General features: G+C 70.7%; 23 protein-coding genes and 1 tRNA gene. 12 read left to right on the top strand and 12 right to left on the bottom strand.

The annotated features are described in order from the left end of the window. Positions 1-55 precede the first annotated feature (55 nt). Positions 56-1,504, top strand: a complete 1,449-nt coding sequence (locus tag HUJ41_RS00825; RefSeq protein ID WP_224744514.1) for a TrkH family potassium uptake protein — start codon at positions 56-58, stop codon at positions 1,502-1,504. After that, positions 1,497-2,168 carry a potassium channel family protein gene (locus HUJ41_RS00820; RefSeq protein ID WP_179872946.1) on the top strand — a complete coding sequence of 224 codons (672 nt, stop codon included), beginning with the start codon at positions 1,497-1,499 and terminating at the stop codon, positions 2,166-2,168. The genes HUJ41_RS00825 and HUJ41_RS00820 overlap by 8 nt, the downstream gene beginning before the upstream one ends. A 24-nt stretch (positions 2,169-2,192) precedes the next feature. Here HUJ41_RS00820 and HUJ41_RS00815 read toward each other — a convergent pair whose 3' ends face one another. Beyond that, positions 2,193-2,555 carry a hypothetical protein gene (locus HUJ41_RS00815; RefSeq protein WP_179872945.1) on the bottom strand — a complete coding sequence of 121 codons (363 nt, stop codon included), beginning with the start codon at positions 2,553-2,555 and terminating at the stop codon, positions 2,193-2,195. Positions 2,556-2,697: 142 nt separating this feature from the next. Beyond that, positions 2,698-3,525 carry a pyrroline-5-carboxylate reductase gene (proC, locus tag HUJ41_RS00810; protein WP_179872944.1) on the bottom strand — a complete coding sequence of 276 codons (828 nt, stop codon included), beginning with the start codon at positions 3,523-3,525 and terminating at the stop codon, positions 2,698-2,700. A gap of 75 nt (positions 3,526-3,600) precedes the next feature. On the opposite strand from proC, the gene HUJ41_RS00805 reads away from it, so the two are divergent. Together HUJ41_RS00805 and HUJ41_RS00800 are read left to right on the top strand one after the other, a co-directional pair. After that, complete coding sequence (locus tag HUJ41_RS00805) at positions 3,601-3,933, top strand: cation diffusion facilitator family transporter (RefSeq protein ID WP_179872943.1); 333 nt, start codon at positions 3,601-3,603, stop codon at positions 3,931-3,933. Positions 3,934-3,935: 2 nt separating this feature from the next. After that, positions 3,936-4,289 (top strand): hypothetical protein, encoded by a 354-nt coding sequence (locus tag HUJ41_RS00800; RefSeq protein WP_179872942.1) that lies wholly within the window; start codon positions 3,936-3,938, stop codon positions 4,287-4,289. Positions 4,290-4,313: 24 nt separating this feature from the next. Here the strand turns inward: HUJ41_RS00800 and HUJ41_RS00795 are convergent, their stop codons facing one another. Then, complete coding sequence (locus tag HUJ41_RS00795) at positions 4,314-4,784, bottom strand: nucleoside deaminase (RefSeq protein ID WP_179872941.1); 471 nt, start codon at positions 4,782-4,784, stop codon at positions 4,314-4,316. Positions 4,785-4,811: 27 nt separating this feature from the next. Here HUJ41_RS00795 and upp point away from each other — a divergent pair, with 27 nt between their 5' ends. After that, positions 4,812-5,447 (top strand): uracil phosphoribosyltransferase, encoded by a 636-nt coding sequence (upp, locus tag HUJ41_RS00790; protein ID WP_179872940.1) that lies wholly within the window; start codon positions 4,812-4,814, stop codon positions 5,445-5,447. 458 nt (positions 5,448-5,905) lie between these two features. Then, complete coding sequence (locus HUJ41_RS00785; protein ID WP_179873809.1) at positions 5,906-6,655, top strand: winged helix-turn-helix domain-containing protein; 750 nt, start codon at positions 5,906-5,908, stop codon at positions 6,653-6,655. A gap of 12 nt (positions 6,656-6,667) precedes the next feature. Here HUJ41_RS00785 and HUJ41_RS00780 read toward each other — a convergent pair whose 3' ends face one another. Genes HUJ41_RS00780 through HUJ41_RS00765 form a run of 4 tightly spaced genes read right to left on the bottom strand, consistent with a single transcriptional unit; the run spans position 6,668 to position 10,837 of the window. Next, positions 6,668-7,534: a metal ABC transporter permease gene (locus HUJ41_RS00780; RefSeq protein WP_179872939.1), complete on the bottom strand. Its 867-nt coding sequence runs from the start codon at positions 7,532-7,534 to the stop codon at positions 6,668-6,670. Beyond that, the gene (locus HUJ41_RS00775) at positions 7,531-8,301 is read right to left on the bottom strand and encodes a metal ABC transporter ATP-binding protein (RefSeq protein ID WP_218925620.1); all 771 of its coding nucleotides are present in this window, start codon (positions 8,299-8,301) and stop codon (positions 7,531-7,533) included. Before HUJ41_RS00775 ends, HUJ41_RS00780 begins: the two co-directional genes overlap by 4 nt. Beyond that, a complete protein-coding gene (locus tag HUJ41_RS00770; protein ID WP_246299274.1) occupies positions 8,298-9,203 on the bottom strand; it encodes a metal ABC transporter substrate-binding protein in 906 nt (301 codons plus the stop codon). Before HUJ41_RS00770 ends, HUJ41_RS00775 begins: the two co-directional genes overlap by 4 nt. A gap of 38 nt (positions 9,204-9,241) precedes the next feature. Beyond that, positions 9,242-10,837, bottom strand: a complete 1,596-nt coding sequence (locus HUJ41_RS00765; protein ID WP_179872937.1) for a peptide chain release factor 3 — start codon at positions 10,835-10,837, stop codon at positions 9,242-9,244. A gap of 339 nt (positions 10,838-11,176) precedes the next feature. Here HUJ41_RS00765 and HUJ41_RS00760 point away from each other — a divergent pair, with 339 nt between their 5' ends. Beyond that, positions 11,177-11,608, top strand: a complete 432-nt coding sequence (locus HUJ41_RS00760) for a MarR family winged helix-turn-helix transcriptional regulator (RefSeq protein WP_179872936.1) — start codon at positions 11,177-11,179, stop codon at positions 11,606-11,608. Between the two features lie 3 nt (positions 11,609-11,611). On the opposite strand, the gene HUJ41_RS00755 is transcribed toward HUJ41_RS00760, so the two are convergent. Further along, a complete protein-coding gene (locus HUJ41_RS00755; RefSeq protein ID WP_179872935.1) occupies positions 11,612-12,589 on the bottom strand; it encodes a hypothetical protein in 978 nt (325 codons plus the stop codon). A gap of 51 nt (positions 12,590-12,640) precedes the next feature. Between HUJ41_RS00755 and HUJ41_RS00750 the strand changes: the two genes are divergently transcribed. Genes HUJ41_RS00750 through HUJ41_RS00740 form a run of 3 tightly spaced genes read left to right on the top strand, consistent with a single transcriptional unit; the run spans position 12,641 to position 15,411 of the window. After that, the gene (locus HUJ41_RS00750; RefSeq protein WP_179872934.1) at positions 12,641-14,002 is read left to right on the top strand and encodes a cryptochrome/photolyase family protein; all 1,362 of its coding nucleotides are present in this window, start codon (positions 12,641-12,643) and stop codon (positions 14,000-14,002) included. Positions 14,003-14,042: 40 nt separating this feature from the next. Then, complete coding sequence (locus HUJ41_RS00745) at positions 14,043-14,984, top strand: EamA family transporter (RefSeq protein ID WP_179872933.1); 942 nt, start codon at positions 14,043-14,045, stop codon at positions 14,982-14,984. 22 nt (positions 14,985-15,006) lie between these two features. Continuing rightward, positions 15,007-15,411, top strand: coding sequence for a hypothetical protein (locus HUJ41_RS00740; RefSeq protein WP_179872932.1), 405 nt, complete (start codon positions 15,007-15,009; stop codon positions 15,409-15,411). Positions 15,412-15,459: 48 nt separating this feature from the next. Here HUJ41_RS00740 and HUJ41_RS00735 read toward each other — a convergent pair whose 3' ends face one another. The 3 genes from HUJ41_RS00735 to HUJ41_RS00725 form a co-directional block, all read right to left on the bottom strand. Beyond that, entirely contained in the window at positions 15,460-16,374 is a 915-nt protein-coding gene (locus HUJ41_RS00735) for a carbohydrate kinase family protein (protein ID WP_179872931.1), read from the bottom strand. Between the two features lie 2 nt (positions 16,375-16,376). Beyond that, entirely contained in the window at positions 16,377-17,291 is a 915-nt protein-coding gene (locus HUJ41_RS00730) for a pseudouridine-5'-phosphate glycosidase (protein WP_179872930.1), read from the bottom strand. Positions 17,292-17,323: 32 nt separating this feature from the next. Further along, a tRNA-Arg gene (locus tag HUJ41_RS00725) sits at positions 17,324-17,399 on the bottom strand. A 148-nt stretch (positions 17,400-17,547) separates the two neighbouring features. Between HUJ41_RS00725 and HUJ41_RS00720 the strand changes: the two genes are divergently transcribed. Beyond that, positions 17,548-17,730: a hypothetical protein gene (locus HUJ41_RS00720; protein WP_179872929.1), complete on the top strand. Its 183-nt coding sequence runs from the start codon at positions 17,548-17,550 to the stop codon at positions 17,728-17,730. Positions 17,731-17,812: 82 nt separating this feature from the next. Here the strand turns inward: HUJ41_RS00720 and HUJ41_RS00715 are convergent, their stop codons facing one another. Beyond that, positions 17,813-18,490, bottom strand: coding sequence for a TetR/AcrR family transcriptional regulator (locus HUJ41_RS00715; protein ID WP_179872928.1), 678 nt, complete (start codon positions 18,488-18,490; stop codon positions 17,813-17,815). Positions 18,491-18,588: 98 nt separating this feature from the next. Here HUJ41_RS00715 and HUJ41_RS00710 point away from each other — a divergent pair, with 98 nt between their 5' ends. Continuing rightward, the gene (locus tag HUJ41_RS00710) at positions 18,589-19,608 is read left to right on the top strand and encodes an NAD(P)-dependent alcohol dehydrogenase (RefSeq protein ID WP_246299273.1); all 1,020 of its coding nucleotides are present in this window, start codon (positions 18,589-18,591) and stop codon (positions 19,606-19,608) included. Positions 19,609-19,623 lie beyond the last annotated feature (15 nt).

The following is a 19,623-nucleotide window of genomic DNA, read 5'->3' as shown; positions in this document are numbered from 1 at the left end:
TCAGGCTTGCCCCGGAGTACCATGACAGGCGGCCCGCGGGCCGAGGGGAGCTTCCATGGCCAGCAGGGCGCGCATGCGCGGCAACGCGCCGCGAGTCGCGCGCACGCCCCTCCAGCGACTGCGCGACGCCACCAACGACGTTCTCGCCTCCTCCCCCGCCCGCTTCGCGATCATCGTCTTCACGGTGCTCATCGGCCTCGTGACGACGCTCCTCATGCTGCCCATCGCGAGTGCGAGTGGTGAACCGACTCCGTTCGCCGACGCACTCTTCACGGCCGTCTCTGCCATCTGCGTGACCGGGCTCGTGACCGTCGACATGGCCACACACTGGTCGGTGTTCGGCAACGTCGTGATCGTCCTCGCGCTGCAGATCGGCGGGATCGGCGTGCTCACGCTCGCCAGCATCCTCGGTCTGGTCGTCTCGCGGCGCCTCGGCCTGCGCGCCAAGCTCCTCGCGGCGAGCGACACGAACGCCGCCCGGACGCACGGCGGGCCTGTGTCGGAGTCGCAGGCCGTGCGCCTCGGCGAGATCGGCAACCTCCTCGTCACGGTCGCGGTGAGCGCGCTCCTCATCGAGCTCGTGCTCTTCGCGATCATCCTGCCGAGACTGCTGCTCGCCGGCTTCGACGTGTGGACGTCGATCTGGCAGGGCTTCTACCTCGCCGCCTCCGCGTTCACCAACACGGGATTCGTACCGCTCGTCGACGGCATGGAGCAGTTCTCGGCAGACCCGTGGATGCTCATCACGATCGCCGTGGGGGTGTTCCTCGGCTCCCTGGGCTTCCCCGTCATCTTCGCGCTCACGCGCTTCGCGCGGTTCCGCGCGCGCCTGACCGTGCACGCCAAGCTCACGATCGTCACGACCCTCGTGCTCATCCTCGTGGGCATGATCGTGATCCTGCTGCTCGAGTGGAACAACGCCATGACTCTCGGCGACCAGGACTACGCGAACCGGCCGCTCACCGCGTTCTTCGTCTCGGTGATGACGCGCTCGGGCGGCTTCAGCCCCATCGACATCGGCGCGATGAACGGCTCGACCCTGCTCGCGCTCGACATGCTCATGTTCGTCGGGGGCGGCAGTGCATCCACAGCAGGTGGCATCAAGGTGACGACGCTCGCGGTGCTGTTCCTCGCCGCGTTCGCGGAGGCCCGCGGCGACCGCGACATCGAGGTGTTCGAGCGACGCATCCCGACCGACGTGCTGCGCCTCGCGGTCAGCATCGTGCTGTGGGGGGCCACGATCGTCTCCGCATCCTCGATCGCCATCCTGCACATCACGAAGGCTCCGCTCGACATCGTGCTGTTCGACGTCATCTCGGCGTTCGCGACGTGCGGGCTCTCGGCGGGTCTCACGACGAACGACCTGCCGGACTCGGCGAAGTACATCCTCGCTGCCACCATGTGGGCGGGGCGCGTTGGTACAGTGACCCTCGCCGCGTCGCTCGCGGCGGCGCAGCGCCGGCAGCTGTTCCGGCGAGCAGAAGAGAGGCCGATCGTTGGTTGAGAGAATCCGGCACGACGCCCCCGTCCTCGTGATCGGGCTCGGCCGCTTCGGGGCGGCCACGGCCGGCCAGCTGCAGCGGCTCGGCCGCGAAGTGCTCGCGGTGGACGAAGACGCGAACCTCGTGCAGAAGTGGTCGGAGCGCGTCACCCACACGGTGCAGGCCGACGCCCGGTCACTGGATGCTCTGCGCCAGATCGGCGCGGAGGAGTTCTCCATCGCCGTCGTCGCGACGGGCTCGTCGATCGAGTCGAGCGTGCTCATCACGGCGAACCTCGTGGACCTCAAGGTGCCGCAGATCTGGGCGAAAGCCATCAGCCAATCGCACGGCAAGATCCTCGCCCGCATCGGCGCCAACCACGTCATCTACCCCGAGGCGGAGGCGGGCGAGAGGGTCGCCCACCTGGTCTCGGGCCGCATGATCGACTTCATCGAGTTCGACGACGACTTCGTGCTCGTCAAGATGTACCCGCCCAAGCCGATCCGCGGGGTCTCGCTCACCGAGTCCCAGGTGCGCTCGAAGTACAAGATCACCGTCGTCGGGGTCAAGAGCCCCGGCAAGCCGTTCACCTACGCGACCGAGCAGACGGTCGTGTCGAACCACGACCTCATCATCGTCTCGGGCACCGAGAGCGACATCGACCGCTTCGCCTCGCTCGACCACTAGCGCCGAGCGAGGCGCGCGGCCACGCTACTGCTCGGGCGACTCCTCGCTCGGCGAACCGTGCAGCTCGCGGTGCTCGCGGACCCAGTCGCGGCGGTCGCCCCGCTCCTCGCGGCGATCGTCGAGGCGCTCCTGCAGGCGCTCGACCGCCTCGCTCGCCATCACCGGGCCGCCGGGCCCGCGATCGGGCAGATGCGTGCCGAGCAGCACGCCCCCGCCGAACGTGAGCCCCAGCAGCAGCACGGAGCCGACGGCGATGCCCGTCGCCGCGAGAACCGTCCGCGTGCCCCCGCGACTCGTCGCCGCAGGGGCGGACGGCGACGCCGGGGTCGCCGGTGCGGGCTCCGAGGCGCCTTGCTGGTCTGGACGATCGTTGCTCTCCGTCGTCATGACGGCCTCCTTCGTGTCGATCGGCCCGCATGATTTGCGAACCACTCGAGCACGGTCGCCGCCCTGCCTATGCGCCGCCTATGCGCAGCGCAGGAGGGAGGTCGAGGCTCGCCCAGCGCTGACACAGCGCACCGCCGTTCGCCTACCCGCCGCCTGCGAGCTCCTTCGCCCGCGCGAGGGCGGCGCGGGTGGCCCGGCCGAAGACCTCGGCCAGCTCAGCATCCTGCAGCACGGCCACGGCGCGCTCGGTCGTGCCCTTCGGGCTCGTGACGCGGCGCCGCAGCTCCGCCGGGTCCTCGTCTCCCGCCTCGAGCAGCAGACTCGCGCCGAGGAAGGTCTGCTGCACCATGAGGGCGGCCACCTCCTCCTCGAAGCCGAGCTCCTCGGCCGCCCTCGTGAACTCCTCGATGAGCAGGAAGACGTAGGCGGGCCCCGAGCCGGAGATCGTGGAGAGCGCGTCGATCTGCGCCTCCGGCAGCTCGATGACCGTGCCCACGGTGCGGAACAGCGTCGCGGCGAGCGCGAGGTCTGCCGCCGAGGCGCGCGACCCTCCGCTCACCCCCGTCACACCCCGGCCCACGAGGGCGGGGGTGTTGGGCATCGCCCGCACCACGGCCTGCGCGACCCGCTCCTCCATCGCCTCGGTCGTCACGCCCGCGGCGACGCTCACGACAAGAGCCTCGGGGTGCAGGTGGGGAGCGAGCTCATCGAGGAGCGGCAGGATCTGCGCCGGCTTGACGCCGAGGAGCACGAGCCGAGCATCCTCGACCGCCCACCGGTTCGCGTCGTGCTCGTGCTCCGTGGCCCTGGCCTCGATGCCGCGCTCGCGCAGAGCGGCCGCCGAGGCGTCCGTGCGGGTCGTGGCGCGCAGCGACGGCACGCTCATCCCCGGCTGGCGCAATCCGTGCAGAATCGCACCGCCCATTGAGCCGGTGCCGAGAATCGCGAGGGAGGGCAGCTGCTCAGTCATGCCACGAGTGTAGGTTGGAGGGCGCCAGACAGATACCGCGCGGTGGCGCGGAGGAGGCGGAAGGCGGCGAGCAACGTGACCGACGACAACCCCGACCAGTCCGGCACTCTCGCGAGTGCCGAGGCCGTTGCGATTCGCGAGGTCATCGCGGGAACTCCGGGAGTGCAGTCCGTGGGCGACGTGCGCGCGCTGCGCCTCGAGGACGAGCGCCTCGTCATCACGGCGCGACTCGGGTTCGGGCGCTCCACGCCCATCGCCGACGTCGTCGCGGTGCTCGGCGCCGTGCGCGCCGGCATCCGCCGTGCCGTACCGGGCGCTCGCGACATCGTGCTCGAGCCGGAGGTCGCCGCACCGCGCGTCGACGCCAACCCGCCCACCGACGTCTTCGTCATCAGAGGAGCAGAGTGACCATGGAATTCCTGTATTCGTTCTTCATCGTGGGCCACTTCATCGGCCTCGCCGCGATCGTGGGCCCCTTCCTGCTGCAGATGCGCCGCAACAGCGACTTCGCCATCGGCGCCGTCCTCGGCGGCGCGATCACGCAGCTCGTCACGGGCATCGCCCTCGCGGGCATCGCCGCCTCGCAGATCGAGGACTACACGAAGATCTTCGTTAAGCTCGGCATCGCGCTCGTCGTCTTCATCGCCGCGCTGCTGGGTTGGCTGCGCGCCCGCAAGAACGGCAACACGCGCGCCGTGAAGCCCTTCTTCCACGCCGCGGGCGGGCTCGCGCTCGTCAACGTCGTCATCGCCGTCTTCTGGTAGCGGGCGGCACGCCTGAGGCGGTTGCTAGGGGCGGCGTTCGCTGAAGAAGTCGCGCAGCAGCTGCGCAGACTCCTCCGCGTCGACCTCGGCGACGACCTCGCGCACGCGGTAGGGCAGGCGGCGCTCGCGCAGCAGGTCGACGACGCTGCCCGCCGCGCCCGCCTTCTCGTCCCAGGCGCCGAAGACGACGCGGTCGACACGCGCGGCGAGGATGGCGCCGGCGCACAGCACGCAGGGCTCGAGGGTCACGACGAGCGTGCACCCCGACAACTGCCAATCGCCGGATGCTCGACCCGCCTCGCGCAGCGCGACGACCTCGGCGTGGGCAGTCGGGTCGCTGTCGCGCTCTCGGGAGTTCCTGCCACGCGCGATGACCCGGCCCTGAGCATCCAGTACCACGGCCCCGACCGGCACATCCCCCGTCTCGAGGGCGACGCGCGCCTCGGCGAGCGCCTCGCGCATCGCCTCGCGGTCGCTCGCGCTCACGACGGCCATGGTGCCCCTTCCGTATAGTTTGACCTTATGCGAGTGCACGTAGCCGACCACCCACTCATCACCCACAAGCTCACGGTTCTGCGCGACGCCTCGACGCCGTCGCCCACCTTCCGCGCGCTCACGGCCGAGCTCGTCACGCTGCTCGCCTATGAGGCGACGCGCGGAGTGCGCACGCACGAGGTGCAGATCACGACGCCCGTGACCACCACCACGGGCCTCGCCATCAGCGAGCCCCGCCCGCTCATCGTGCCCATCCTGCGCGCGGGCCTCGGCATGCTCGACGGCATGACGACGCTCGTACCGACGGCCGAGGTGGGCTTTCTCGGCATGGTGCGCAACGAGGAGACCCTCGAGCCGAGCGTGTACGCCGAGCGCCTGCCCGACGACCTCGCGAACCGGCAGTGCTTCGTGCTCGACCCCATGCTCGCGACCGGCGGCTCGCTGCTCTCCGCCATCGAGTACCTCTTCGACCGCGGCGCCGTCGACGTCACGGCCGTCTGCCTCCTCGGAGCACCTGAAGGTCTCGCGATGATCGATAAGGCCACCGAGGGCCGCAACGTCACGATCGTGCTCGGCGCGCTCGACGAGCGCCTCAACGAGCACGGGTACATCGTGCCGGGCCTCGGCGACGCGGGCGACCGCCTCTACGGCACGGTCGCGTAGCCCGCACGCCCGCGCAAGTGTGCCCACACGGGCCAGATCTGGCGCATATGGGCGAACACGTATCGGCCGAGCGCCCCGTCGCGCCAGATCTGGCCCATACGGGCACAGCGGGGAGGGCGGGGCGACTTGACGACCCCGCGAGCGCCCGGGATACTGCAGGGCATGACCGTCACCGCGAATCCTCTTGCTGCCGCTACGGCCCTCGGGATCGTCGGCATGATGATGCCGGTGCGCGCTGACGAGTGCTGTCGAATGTGCGCGTGATCGACGATTCCGTCGAGCCTGCGCCGACCGTGCGACCCATGAGTTAAGCCGTGGACGATCGCGACGACGCCGGGCTCCCCGCTCCCGAAGCCGACAATTCGGCACGGGATGCGCGCACCCCTCGCAGCACATCTTCGAACGACTCGCGTGCCGACGGCGCGGAGCCGTTCGACTCAGCCGAAAGCGTCACGCCCATGTCTCTCGCCGCCCTCGACCGCACCGCTCCGACCCTCGACCCCACCCGCACGCCCGACGTGCCGAGCTCCCCCGTCCGTTTCGGCTCGCCGGACGCCCCCACCCCAGCCGCGTCTGGCACACCCCGCGTGCGCACCGTGCCCGAGGGCACCGAGGCGCGCGGCTTCGTGCTCTACGTCGGCCTCGACGAGGCGAAGGCCGCCGCCGCCGGCATCGACCTCGGTCGCCTCGTGAACGAGCTCAAGAGGGTGACCGCCGAGCTCGCCCCGCAGTCGCAGACCCACGCCGCCGTGGCCCTCGCCCCGGCCGGGGCGGGCGGGCGCGACGTCGACGTCGTGCGCCTCGCGCTGCAGGACCCGGCCGCACTCGCGCGGTACCGCCGCGGACCGGAGCCCGCCGAGAAACCGGTCGAGGGTGTCGTGATCGACATCTCCCGCAAGCGCGTGCTGCTCGACGGCGAGACCGCCGCGCTCACCTACAAGGAGTTCGAGCTGCTGCAGTACCTCGTGCTGCGGGAGGGCAAGACCATCGAGCGTGCCCAGCTCATCGCGGCTCTGTGGGCCGACGCGGCCGAGGGCGACGATGTGCCCAACGAGCGCACGATCGACGTGCACGTACGACGACTGCGGTCGAAGCTCGGCGGTTACGAGGACATCGTGCGCACCGTGCGCGGTGCCGGCTACCGCTTCGACCGGCACGCCGACGTCGTCATCCGGTACGCCTCGACGCCGAGCCCGGACTTCTTCTAGGGTCAGCCCCCTCTAAGCGGTAGCGGTGGCGCGCCGCCGGAGAGACCGCAGCCGCCACAGCACACCGCGGTGCGGGGCGAGCAGGTAGGCGAGCGCGAAGAGCGCCGCGTTGGCGAGCACGACGGCCCCTCCGGGGGCGACGTCGAGGTAGTAGCTCGCGTACACGCCGATGATCGAGCAGCTCGCGGCGAGCACGGGCGCGAGCACGAGCATCCGGCCCATGCGGTCGGTGAGCAGGTGCGCCGTCGCCCCGGGGATGATGAGGAGGGCGACGACGAGCACGACGCCGACGATCTGCAGGCTCACGACAGCGGTGAGGGCGAGCAGGCCCAGCAGGAGCGCGGAGAGGGCGCGCGGGGAGATGCCGATCGAGTGGGCGTGGTCGGCGTCGAAGGCGTAGAGCGTCAGGTCGCGCCGCTTGACGATGAGCAGGGTGAGCGCGACCGCGCCGAGAATGCCGATCTGCCAGAGGTCGCCGGCTGACACGCCCAGCACGTTGCCGAAGACGATGTGGCCGAGGTCGATCTGACTGGGCACGACGGAGATGAGCACGAGGCCGAGGGCGAAGAGGCTCGTGAAGACGATGCCGATCGCGGCGTCCTCCTTGACGCGGCTGTGGTCGCGCACGAGGCCGATGAGCAGCACGGCGAGGAGCCCGAAGACCAACGCCCCCAGCGCGAAGGGCGCGCCGACCAGGTAGGCGAGCACGACGCCGGGCAGCACCGAGTGCGCCACGGCGTCGCCCATGAGCGACCAGCCGATGAGCACGAGCCAGCAGCTGAGCACCGCGCACACGACGGCCGCGATCGTCGTGGCGGCCATCGCGCGCACCATGAACTCGAAGCCGAAGGGCTCCAGGAGCAGGTCGAGGAGGCTCACGCTCGCTCCTCGCGGGGGAACTGGAAGGCGCGCGCAAGCGACTCGGGGGCGAGCGCGACCTCAGGCTTGTCGACGGTGATGAGCCGCCGGGCGAGGAGGATGACGCGGTCGGCCCGGTCGGGCAGCGTCGTGAGGTCGTGCGTCGAGACGACGACGCTGCGGCCGTCGCGCGCGAGCTGGGTGAGCAGCCCCGCGATGAGGGCCTCACTGCGCTGGTCGACCCCGGCGAAGGGTTCGTCGAGCAGGAGCAGCTCGGCATCCTGCGCGAGTGCGCGGGCGAGGAGGGCACGCGTGCGCTGGCCGCCCGACAGCGCGCCGATGGGGCGCTCGGCGAGGTCGCTGAGCTGGACGCGCGCGAGGGCATCCTGCACCGCATCGCGATCGGATGCCCGTGCCCGCCGCATCGCGCCCAGGCGACCGTACCGGCCCATCGTCACGACCTCGCGCACCGAGAGCGGGAAGGCACGGTCGACGCTGTCGCCCTGGGGCATGAAAGCCACCCGGCCCGCCTTGCGCGCGACGCTCGGCGGCCCGCCGAACACGCGGACCGAGCCGCTCGAGAGGGGAACGCGGCCCATGATCGCGGCAAAGAGTGTCGACTTGCCTGCGCCGTTCATGCCGACGAGGGCATCCACGCTGCCCGCGGCGATATCGAGGCTCACGTCTTCGAGGGCGAGCACCTCGCCGTGGCGCACGGTCACGCCGTCGAGGCTCACGACGCCGCCGCCGTGGTCGCGGTGCGGTGCCGCCTGCGCCGCGCCACTCACGAGGTGAGCCCGTCGACGATGAGGGCGAGGTCGTAGCGCAGCAGGTCGAGATAGCTGGACACGGGGCCGTCGGGTTCGGAGAGCGAGTCGACGTAGAGCTCGCCCGCGTACCGGGCGCCGGTGCTCTCGGCCACCTGCAGCATGGGGTCGGCGGAGACCGTCGACTCGCAGAAGACGGCGGGCACCTCGCGCTCCCGCACGACGCGGATCGTGTCGGCGATGCGCTGCGGCGTGGACTGCTGCTCGGCGTTGACCGGCCAGATGTACTGCTCGGCGAGACCGAGGTCGCGGGCAAGATAGGAGAACGCGCCCTCGCATGTGACGAGCACGCGACTGCTCTCGGGCACGGTGTCGATGGAGGCGGTGAGCTCGGCAGCGAGTGCGCGCAGCTCGGCCGAGTACGCCGCCGCGTTGCTCGCGAACTCTGCCTCACCCTCGGGGTCGAGCTCGGTGAGTGCCGCCCGGATCGTCTCGACGTAGCTCTCCGCAGCGACCGGGGACATCCACGCGTGCGGATTGGGCGCCGTCGTGCCGGCGATCGCGATGGGCTCGATGCCCTCGCTCGCCACGACGCGCGGCACGTCCAGATTCTCGAGGAATTGCTCGAACCAGGCTTCCAGGCCGAGGCCGTTGTCGACGATGAGCGCGGCATCCTGCGCACGCCTCAGGTCGCCCGGGGTAGGCTCGTAGCCGTGGATCTCGGCGCCGACGCGCGTGATCGACTCGACCCGCACGCGCTCACCACCGACCTCGCTCACGAGGTCGGCAATGACGGTGAAGGTCGTGACGACGAGGGGGCGGTCGTCGGCCTCCTCGGCCGGGACGCTGCAGCCGCCGAACGCGAGCGCCGCGAGTACGGCGAGACCCGCGCCCCTCACCGCGCGGCGGGACGGCGCGGGCACCGCAGCCCGATTTTTCGGCATACCGAAAAGTTACAGCCTCAGGATGTCTGCGGCAACGAGGCGGGGGCCGCGTCGGCTCCCGCACCCGTGGGGGCCTCGAGCATGAGCTCGGGGTTCTCGCGCTGCAGGATGAGCAGGCGCCACTCGTTCGAGAACAGCGCGAGCAGGCTGCCGTCGCTGCGCTCGACGATCTCGCACTCGCGCTTGCGGGCGAGCACCTCGGCGCTGGCCCGGTCGGTGACGCGCGCGATCGAGTACGGCAGGGCATCCCACGCGATGGGCACGCGGAATTCGCGCTCCATGCGGTCGGCGACGACCTCGAACTGCATGGGCCCGACGGCGCCGAGAATGGGCTCGCGATCGCCGCGGCGCTCCGAGCGCAGCACCTGCACCACGCCCTCCTCGTCGAGCTGCTCGATGCCGCGGCGGAACTGCTTGTAGCGGTTCGCCTCGGTGCTGCGCGCGATGCGGAAGTGCTCGGGCGCGAAGGGCTCGATCGCCGGGAACGTCACGGGCCGCTCGTCGTAGAGTGTGTGGCCGGGGCGCAGCGAGGCGGCGTTGACGAGCCCGACGATGTCCCCGGGCCAGGCCTCCTCGAGCGTCGCGCGGTCCTGCCCGAACACCTGCTGCGCGTAGCGCGTGGCGAACGGGCGCCCCGACTGCGCGTGGGTCACGATCATGCCGCGCTCGAACCGGCCGGAGCAGATGCGGGCGAAGGCCACGCGGTCGCGGTGCGCGGGGTCCATGCCCGACTGCACCTTGAACACGTAGGCCGAGAACGGTTCGTCGAGGGAGCGCTCCGCCCCCTTCTCGTCGACTCGCACGACGGCGGCGGGCGCCGCACTCACGATGAGGTCGAGCAGGTGCCGCACACCGATGTTGAGCACGGCGGCGCCGAAGAGCACGGGGGTGACGGCGGCTCCGTCGGCGTCGGCCGCATCCGCTCCCACGATCGCCGCCTCGTCGTGCGCGGTCGTCCAGTCCTCGCCGAACTCGGCCTCCGCCTCGGCCGGAGTGAGGGTGTCGATGCTCGCGATCGTCGCGCCGCCGGGGGTGCGGTGGTAGCGCTCCATCTGGCCCGAGGCGACGTTGAGCAGGCCGTGGAAGACGCCCGAGAGCCCGACCGGCCACGTGACAGGCTGCGGCACGAGGCCCGTGCGGTCGCGCAGCTCGTCCATGAGGTCGAGCGCGTCACGGCCGGGGCGATCCCACTTGTTGATGACGGTGATGATCGGGATGCCCCGCCGACGGCAGACGTCGAACAGCTTCATCGTCTGCGCCTCGAGGCCCTTCGCCGCATCGACGAGCATGACGGCCGAGTCGACCGCCGAGAGCACGCGGTAGGTGTCCTCCGAGAAGTCGGAGTGGCCGGGAGTGTCGACGAGGTTGACGATGGCGCCCTCGTGCTCGAACTGCACAGCGGCCGAGGTGATGGAGATGCCGCGGGCCTTCTCCATCTCCATCCAGTCGGTCACCGTCGCGGCACGACCGCCCTTGCCGTGCACGGCACCCGCCGTCGTGATGCGGTTCGCGTGCAGGAGGAGAGCCTCGCTGAGGGTCGACTTTCCGGCGTCGGGGTGGGAGATGACGGCGATCGTGCGGCGACGGGAAGCCTGCTCGACGACCTCGGTCATGCCACCCTCACCTCGCGCTCGTCCCCTGCTGTTCGACCCTTCAGTCTACGGCCGAGCAGCGGGGCGCCCCGCCCGGGAGGCCTGCGCCGAGCATCCACAGAAAAATAACGGAAAGGTAACTAGACACCGTTACCGTTCTGTTATACCTTCTCAAGTGCGGAAGTTGTTTGCTGTGGCAGCTGACGCGGAATGTGATTGCAGGACACTCTTGGTGCAAGGGAGAGGGCCGGTTGCTTGCCTCGGCAACCGGCCCTCGATTCTGTTGACGGGCGCATCAGGCGTCTCGGCCACACAGCGTCACACTCTGCACACGCGCATGCGGGTGCATAGAGTTGTCGCATGACCGAGAAATCGTTGGCTGTCGACGCGTGGGAATCGCTGTTCCGCGCGCAGGTCTCGGTGCTGCGGCAGTTGACCGCCGAGTTTCCGACCCACGAGATCTCGTTCACCGAGTACGACGTGCTGTTCAACCTCAGCCGTGCCGACGGGCGCTGCCTGCGCATTCGCGACCTCATCCCCCACCTCCTGCTGAGCCAGCCGAGTGTGAGTCGCCTGCTCGACCGGCTCGCCGCGCGCGGCCTCGTCGCGAAGACGCCAGACCCGCGCGATGCGCGCGGCACGATCGTGGCCCTCACGCCGGAGGGCTTCGAGCTCTTCAAGCGCGTGGCCGTCATCCACGCCGACTCGATCGCCCGTCGCGTCGGCGGCTCACTCGACGCCGAGGAGCTGCGGCAGCTCACGGCGCTCTGCGATCGCCTGCGCGGCGAGTAGCGGCTACGTCTCGCGGGCGGGCCGAGGCGCGGTGCGCGGTGCGACGCCGAGCGCTCGGAAGAGGTCGCGGCGGCGACGCAGCGCAGCGGCCGGCAGCATGCGCGAGACAAGGATGAACTGCGGCCCGGCCGCCCACAGCACCCAGCGCCGCGCGCGGCGCACATCCCGGGCGAAACGCGGGCGTGGCCGCACGGCCGAGTCCCAGCGACCGATGAGCAGTCGCGCAGCACTCGGAACCTCGTCGACGCCGAACCGGGCGCGTGCGTAGGCGAGCGAGGGAACCCTCGACGGCGGGCAGGGAATGCCGAGCTGGTCGAAGAAGGGCCGCATGACGCCCTCGCCGCCGACAGAACGTGTGACGTCGGGCAGGCGCGCCCTCTCCTCCGGCGTGATGACGACCGAGAACTGCTGGAAGAAGAACGCGCGGAACTCCTCCAGCCGCGGGCCCCCCGAGCGGGGCCCGAGCCGGCTGTGCACGGCGAGCATCATCATGGTGAGACGGTCGACCGCCCACACCTCGCGACCGAACGCGCGCATCGGCACCCGGTCGCTCCACAGTCTCTCGAACACGCTCACGGGGTGGCGCAGGAAGCCCGGAATGATCGGGTACAGGTCGAGGTACGCGTTCGAGGGCAGGTGCCACAGCGAGACGACCGCGACAGGGATCACCGAGCGCGACGGAGCACGCGCGGGCACCCACCCCGCCGACCCGAGGGTGCCGAGCAGCGCCTCGAACCCGACCGGGTCGACGATGAGCGACAGCGCCGTCGAGGCGCGCGGTGAGATGAGCCCGTGCTGCACGTACACGACACCACCGCCCATGAGCACCGGCACCGCAAGGCGATCGGCTTCGGCGAACACCTCGCGGAACGCCTCGTGGCGGGGGTCGCCGGCGAGGGCATACGGCGGCAAGGGTCCCGAGGGCACGGTCGGGGGAACGAGGGGGATGCCCGCCTCGCCCTGCTCGTCCTCCGCTGCCATGCCGCCCTCGCTCGAAGCGTGATCGCAGGATGCCGCACGTACGCTGAACACATGCCGCAACCCTCCAGCATCGTATGGCTTCGGGACGACCTCCGGGTGGCCGACAACCCCGCGCTCCTCGCCGCCGCCGAGCGCGAAGCGCCCGTCGTCGTGCTCTACCTGCTCGACGAGGTCTCCCCCGGCCAGCGCCCGCTCGGCGGCGCGAGCCGCTGGTGGCTGCACCACAGCCTCGCCGCCCTCGACGCGAGCCTCGCCGCCCTCGGCGCGAGCCTCACCCTGCGGCGCGGGGCCGCGAGCGACGTGCTGCCCGCCCTCGTGCGCGAGGTCGGAGCCGACGCGGTGTTCTGGAACCGCCGATACTCGGCCGCGCGCGAGGTCGACGCCGAGCTCAAGGCGCGGCTGCGGAAGGACGGCGTCGAGGTGCGCAGCTTCGCCGCCTCGGTGCTCTACGAGCCGTGGACTCTCACGACCGGCGCGGGCGCCCCGTACAAGGTCTTCACGCCCTTCTGGAAGGCGGCGCTCGCGAGCGAGGAGCCCCGCGATCCGGTCACTGCTCCCGACGCCCTCGAGGGCCGCGCCGCCCAGAGCGAGCAGCTCGAGGGCTGGCAGCTGCTGCCGACGCGACCCGACTGGGCCGAAGGGCTGCGCGCGACGTGGACCCCGGGCGAGCAGGGCGCGCACGAGCGCCTCGAGCAGTTCGTCGAGGAGGGCCTCGCTCTCTACCACCGGCGCGACGAGCCGGGCATCGAGGCGACGAGCCGTCTGAGCCCGCACCTGCGCTTCGGCGAGATCAGCCCGCACCAGATTCGCCACCGCGTGCAGGTGGGCATCAGCCCCGAGGCCGCGCGCAACCGGGCCAAGTTCCTCAGCGAAGTGGGCTGGCGGGAGTTCTCGGTGAACATCCTCTTCCACTGGCCCGACCTCGCGACGGTCAACTTCCGCCGCGAATTCGATGAGTTCCCGTGGGGTCGCCCCGACCCCGGGCAGCTCGAAGCGTGGCAGCAGGGTCAGACGGGCATCCCGATCGTCGACGCGGGCATGCGCGAGCTGTGGGCGACCGGGTGGATGCACAATCGCGTGCGGATGATCGTGGCCTCCTTCCTCACCAAGAACCTGCTCGTCGACTGGCGAGTGGGCGAGGACTGGTTCTGGGACACGCTCGTCGACGCCGACCCCGCCAACAACGCGGCGAGCTGGCAGTGGGTCGCCGGCTCCGGCGCCGACGCGGCCCCGTACTTTCGCGTCTTCAACCCGCTGCTGCAGGCCGAGAAGTTCGACCCCGAGCAGGAGTACATCCGCCGCTGGGTGCCCGAGGTCGGCACCGAGGAGTACCCCGACCCCATCGTCGACCTCAAGGCGTCGCGCGACGAGGCGCTCGCGGCGTACGAAGCCGTGAAGGCGGCCAAGGCCTGAGTCTCCAGACCGTCCCGCCGAGTACGGGATACTCAGGGGGATGACTGCGCCCCGATCGCTGACCGTGCCGCCCGTGCTGCTCGCGGTCGTCGCGATTCTCTCCGTGCAGTTCGGCAACGCGATCGCCGGCTCGCTGTTCAGCGTCGTCGGACCCCTCGGAGCAGCGGCGTTGCGCATGACGCTCGCCGCCGCCATCCTGTGCGCGGTCGTGCGCCCCCGCGTGCGCGGCTGGGACCGCCGGACGTGGGCAGGGGTCGTCGCCCTGGGTGTCGGCCTTGCCGGCATGAACGCGCTCATCTACCTCGCGATCGACCGCATCCCCCTCGGCGTCGCCGTCACGATCGAACTGCTCGGGCCGCTCGCGGTCGCCGTCGCCGGTACTCGACGGTGGCGCGACGTGACGTGGGTCGCCCTCGCGGCGATCGGTGTGGCCCTGCTCGGGCTCGACGGCGAGGCGCAGCTCGACCTCGTCGGTGCTCTCCTCGCCGCCGGTGCCGCCGCCTTCTGGGCGCTCTACATCGTCGCCTCGGCGCGACTCGGGCCTCGTGCTCGCGGTGTCGACGGCCTCGGGGTGGCGATGGTCGTCGCCGCCCTGCTCGTCGCCCCGTGGGGGGCGAGCGCCGCGATCGGGGCGGTCGCGCTCGACCCGATCCTGCTGCTCGCCTTCGCCGGGGTCGCGATCATGACCTCCGCGATTCCGTACGCCCTCGAATTCCTGGCCCTCAAGAGGATGCCCACGCGCGTGTTCGGCGTGCTCTCGAGTCTCGGCCCCGCCGTCGCAGCGCTGGCCGGGCTCATCGTGCTCGGGCAGGACCTCTCCCCCGCGCAGCTCGTCGCGATCGTCGTCGTCATGGCAGCGTGCGCGGGAGCTGTGGCCTCCAGTCGATCCCGCAGCATGAGAATCTCCTCATCCGCGCCTCCTTCCCCTCTCATCGACAGTGCCCACGATGGAGACATCACCGGGAGGGATTCCGCCTCCTGATTCTCAGAAGAAGGAGCACCTCATGAGCTTCACCCCCAAGAACTGGATCGCCATCAGCGCCGTCTCGGCGCTCGGACTCGCGGGCCTCACCGGCGGTGCCGTCGCGACGGCGAGCACGATGCCGCTCGTCTCCGGCGCCACCAACCTGCAGATTCCCGGGGTCACCGTGAACGACGACGACTCGGTCTCGACCGATGACAGCGGCGACCTCACGTTCGACGTGAACAGCGACAGCATCGTGTCGCCGTCGCCCGCGAGCACGCCCTCCCCGGCGAGCACGGAGTCGCCCGCGTCGCCTCTGAGCCCGGCCTCCGCCTCGGCGCCGAGCCCCGTGAGCGTCGACAGCCCGCCGTCACCGGCCAGCCCCGCGTCGCCGGCAAGCGTCGACTCGCCCGCGAGCCCCGCCTCCGTCAGCTCCTCCGACTAAGGGCGCGCAGCCCGAGCCGCATCGGGGGGCTCGGTCAGCACACGACAGCTACACGAGAGGCGGTCGTCCTCCTGAGAGGGCGACCGCCTCTCGTGCTGTGCGCACTCCTGTCACGGTCGCCGCCACCACGTCGTCGCCGGCCAGCAGACCGTGCAGCAGACCGGCCGAGAAGGCGTCACCGGCTCCCGTCGGTTCCACGGCGTCCACGGGCTCCACGGCAACGCGCTGCAGCTCGTGCCCGCGCCGCGCGACGATCACTCCATCACCGCCGCTCGTCAGCACGACCGTCGGGGCGTGCTCGAGCAGAGCCTCGGCGCACTCCTCCGGCGTGGGCGTCGACTCGTCCGCCGCCATCGCGTCCCCGACGAGCAGCTGCGCCTCCGCCCGGTTGGGCAGCAGAATGTCGACGCCGCGCGTATCGGCGAGAAACTGCTCGACCCCGTAGTCGACGAGGAACCCGGCTGACCCCGGGTCGAGCGACACCATTACTCCGCGCTCGTGGGCGCGACGCACGAGCTGGGCGAACGACTCGGCCTCGAGCGCGTCGAAGAGCGTGTAGCCGGTGAGGTGAAGGCACGCAGCTTCGTCGAGCAGGGCATCCGTGACCGCCGCCGGCGACAGCGTCGCGTTGGCACCCCGATCGGTGAGCATCGTGCGATGCTCACCGTCGACGACGATGACGATCATGCCCGTCACGCGATCGGGATCTTCGGAGAGGTGCGGCGTGACCCCGGATGCCCTCAGGGCGCCTGCGTGCCGGTCGAGATCCCCGGCCCCGACCCGCCCCACGAGGTCGACCGGAGCTCCGAGCCACCCCAGCCACGCCGCAGTGTTGGATGCGGAGCCGCCGGGTCTGCGCACGATCGTGCTCGTCGTGTCGGTGTCGGGGCGCACGGGCCCGCCCGGCACCACGATGATGTCGTCGATGACGTCGCCCACGACGACGACGCGCGAGCCCGCCACGGTCAGGCGCCGGCCCGTGCCGCCCAGGCGCGCGCGATCGCGCCCGCGACCCGCACGTTGTTGCGCGCGAGGTCGAGGTTGACCTCGAGGCTGCGGCCGCCGGAGAGCTCCACGATCGTGCCGAGCAGGAACGGCGTGACGGCCTTGCCGCTCACCCCCGCGCGCTCGGCGGCCGCGAATGCCTCGTCGAGCACGCGGTCGTGCTCCTCGCGCTCCCAGGCCTGGTCGGCGGGCACGGGGTTGGCGACGACGATGCCCTGACGGTGGCCGAGCGCATCGTGCGCGACCATGACGGCGGCGACGTCGGCGGGGCTGTCGACCGACCAGTCGAGGGTGAAGGCGCTCTCCCGCAGCCAGAAGCTCGGGAACACGGTCGTGCCGAGACCGATGACCGGCACGCTGTACGTCTCGAGACGCTCGAGGGTGGCGGCGATGTCGAGCACGCTCTTCACCCCCGCCGAGACGACCGTGATGGGTGTCACCGCGAGCGTGGAGAGGTCGGCGGACTCGTCGAAGGTCTCGCTCGCGCCGCGGTGCACACCGCCGAGGCCGCCTGTGGCGAAGACGCGGATGCCCGCCATCGCGGCGAGGTGCGCGGTCGCGGCGACCGTCGTCGCGCCGCTCGCCCCACGCGCCGCGAGGATGGGCAGGTCGCGCACGCTCGCCTTCGCGAGATCCTCCTCGGCGATGCGCCGCACGCCGTCGGCGTCCAGACCGATCTGGGGAACGCCATCGAGCACGGCGATCGTCGCGGGCGTCACGCCCTGGTCACGCAAGAGCTGCTCGAACTCGAGGGCCGCCTCGTGGTTGCGCGGCCGCGGCAGGCCGTGGCTGATGATGGTCGACTCGAGGGCCACGACGGGGCGGCCCGCGGCGAGCGCGGCCTCCACATCGGGAGACAGGTGCAGGAGGGTCACCGGGCAAGGCTAGCCGGTAGCGAGTGAAGCGGTGGCGCGCCCGGAGAGACTCGAACTCCCAACCTTCTGATCCGTAGTCAGATGCTCTATCCATTGAGCTACGGGCGCGTGTCGCACGAGGCGACTGAGTGAGCATACCAGCGCTGCGACGGGGAGGCGAACCGGATGCCGACGCCTGCCTTGACTAGACGTACATAGTACGAATAGACTCGGCCACATCGACGTACTTAGTACGATTCCGGACAAGGAGAAGCACATGACCGATTCGACCAACCACGGAAAGACCCGAGAGGAACACCTGCGCGAGGAGAAGCTGCTCGCCATGCGATGGCACGGGTGGGCATCCCCCGTGGGCCTGGGGGTAGGCCTCGTGTGCGTGGGCGCGTTCTGGGCCCTGTTCACGCTGGGACTGTCCGTCCTGGCCGCGACGCCCTACTAAGGGAGCGCGCTCACGCGAGCGTGACAGTCGCCGATCGAGTGCCACCGACAGTGGTCCGCCCCACCGGCGGCACTCGATCGCCTCACGCTCCCGCCGCTGCCTCCCCTGCGCGCTCCACGCCGTCGAGCACGTAGCCGAGGCCGACCTCGAAGGAGTCCCCGAAGTCGTAGCCGGGCTGCATCACGTGCTCCGTCGTGAAGCGCACGAGAGACGGATACTGCTCGGGAGAGAGAGGCATCACGACCTGCTCGCTCGCCTCGGTGAGATCACCGCCGCTCTCCCCCAAGGGGAGCGCAGCCTCTTGAAGCGCGAAGCCGTACACGAAAGCATCGACCACGGCGAGTCCGTGCGCCACCACCGCCATCGAGTAGCCCGTGCTCAACCATGTAGCGAGCATCGCCTCGTGGTGATCGAGAATCTCCGCGCCCGGAGTGCGCCGGGACTCCATGATGGGAATGGCCCAGGGATGGCGGCGCAGAGCGCCGCGCAGGGATCGGGCACGCGCCCGCACCTCGTCCTTCCACGGGGAAGTGGGGTCGGGACGCTCCACCTCGGCGAACACCCGACCGACCATGCCGTCGATGATGTCGTCCTTGTTCTGGACGTAGTGGTACAGGCTCATGGGCCGCACGCCGAGGTGATCGGCAAGCCGTCGAATGGTCAGCGGCTCGAGGCCGATCTCATCCGCGAGCTCGACTGCGGCGCCGATGATCTGATCCCGGCCCAACCTTCCCCGTGGACGGTCTCCCCGCTCAGGCATCTCGCCCTCCTCAACACTCGGTCTTGACACATCGTACTAAGTATGGCTACGTTTCTCGAATCAGCGTACTTAGTACGAACGAAACGGAGGAATCTCACATGAACCAGCTCTCGCAACCCCGAACAGAGTCCATTCCCGCGACCATGCGCGCCGTCGTCCAACGCGGCTACGGCGGGCCGGAGGTGCTGACGATGGAGCGCATCGCAGTCCCGCACCCCGGCGACCGACAGGTCCTCATCCGAGTGCACGCTGCCGGAATCGACCGTGGCGTATGGCACATCATGGCGGGCCTGCCGTACATCGTGCGGCCCATGTTCGGTATGACGACCCCCCGGCAGCCAGTCCCCGGCCTCGACGTCGCAGGAACCGTCGTCGGCCTGGGGCCGGGAGTGACCGAGCTCGCGATCGGCGACTCCGTGTTCGGCACCGCGTCGGGCAGCTTCGCCGATTACGCGGTCGCCGACGTCAGCACGCTTGCACGGATGCCCGCCGGGCTGGAGTACGACGACGCTGCGGCGGTCCCCGTCTCCGGCCTCGCCGCTCTCGAGGCGGTTCGAGACCATGGTCGAGTCCAGGCGGGGCAGCGCGTACTCGTCATCGGTGCGTCCGGTGGGGTCGGTGGCTACGCGGTTCAGATTGCGGCCGCCGCCGGCGCCGAGGTAGTGGGCGTCGCAAGTGCGGCCAAGTCTGACTTCGTGCGGTCGCTCGGCGCCGCACGGGTCATCGACTACGTCACGACCGACGTCACCCGACTCCCCGACCGCTATGACGTCATCATCGACATCAACGGTCGGCTGCCTCTTCACCGCCTCGTGCGCATCCTGACGCAGACGGGCGCGCTCGTCATCGTCGGCGGTGAGGACGGCGACCGCCTCACCGGCGGGATCCAGCGCCAGTTCGGTGCCCGCATCCGCTCCGCCTTCACGCGTCGACGGCTCGGCTTCTTCATCTCCTCCGAGTCTCGCGCCGGGCTGCCGGAGCTCGTGCACCTCATCGAGTCCGGAGCCATCCGATCGACCACGGAGGCCGTGCGCCCGCTGTCCGCCGTGCGCGACGCGATTGCGGATCTCGCGGCCGGTCGCGTCCGCGGCAAAGCCGTGCTGCACGTGGCGGAGTGATCGCCACCCCACACC

The sequence above is a fragment of the Microcella indica genome, from assembly GCF_013414345.1.
GTDB lineage: Bacteria > Actinomycetota > Actinomycetes > Actinomycetales > Microbacteriaceae > Microcella > Microcella indica.
Note: the sequence above shows the minus strand (reverse complement) of the source record. Positions and strands in the feature narration are given on the sequence as shown.

Coding starts and splice junctions, on each gene's coding strand:
- HUJ41_RS00825 (WP_224744514.1), top strand. CDS start 56: ATGGCCAGCAGGGCGCGCATGCGCGGCAACGCGCCGCGAGTCGCGCGC.
- proC (WP_179872944.1), bottom strand. CDS start 3,525: ATGACTGAGCAGCTGCCCTCCCTCGCGATTCTCGGCACCGGCTCAATG.
- HUJ41_RS00720 (WP_179872929.1), top strand. CDS start 17,548: ATGACCGATTCGACCAACCACGGAAAGACCCGAGAGGAACACCTGCGC.
- HUJ41_RS00750 (WP_179872934.1), top strand. CDS start 12,641: ATGCCGCAACCCTCCAGCATCGTATGGCTTCGGGACGACCTCCGGGTG.
- HUJ41_RS00765 (WP_179872937.1), bottom strand. CDS start 10,837: ATGACCGAGGTCGTCGAGCAGGCTTCCCGTCGCCGCACGATCGCCGTC.
- HUJ41_RS00710 (WP_246299273.1), top strand. CDS start 18,589: ATGAACCAGCTCTCGCAACCCCGAACAGAGTCCATTCCCGCGACCATG.
- HUJ41_RS00795 (WP_179872941.1), bottom strand. CDS start 4,784: ATGGCCGTCGTGAGCGCGAGCGACCGCGAGGCGATGCGCGAGGCGCTC.
- HUJ41_RS00800 (WP_179872942.1), top strand. CDS start 3,936: ATGGAATTCCTGTATTCGTTCTTCATCGTGGGCCACTTCATCGGCCTC.
- HUJ41_RS00745 (WP_179872933.1), top strand. CDS start 14,043: ATGACTGCGCCCCGATCGCTGACCGTGCCGCCCGTGCTGCTCGCGGTC.
- HUJ41_RS00760 (WP_179872936.1), top strand. CDS start 11,177: ATGACCGAGAAATCGTTGGCTGTCGACGCGTGGGAATCGCTGTTCCGC.
- HUJ41_RS00740 (WP_179872932.1), top strand. CDS start 15,007: ATGAGCTTCACCCCCAAGAACTGGATCGCCATCAGCGCCGTCTCGGCG.
- upp (WP_179872940.1), top strand. CDS start 4,812: ATGCGAGTGCACGTAGCCGACCACCCACTCATCACCCACAAGCTCACG.
- HUJ41_RS00815 (WP_179872945.1), bottom strand. CDS start 2,555: ATGACGACGGAGAGCAACGATCGTCCAGACCAGCAAGGCGCCTCGGAG.
- HUJ41_RS00715 (WP_179872928.1), bottom strand. CDS start 18,490: ATGCCTGAGCGGGGAGACCGTCCACGGGGAAGGTTGGGCCGGGATCAG.
- HUJ41_RS00755 (WP_179872935.1), bottom strand. CDS start 12,589: ATGGCAGCGGAGGACGAGCAGGGCGAGGCGGGCATCCCCCTCGTTCCC.
- HUJ41_RS00785 (WP_179873809.1), top strand. CDS start 5,906: ATGTCTCTCGCCGCCCTCGACCGCACCGCTCCGACCCTCGACCCCACC.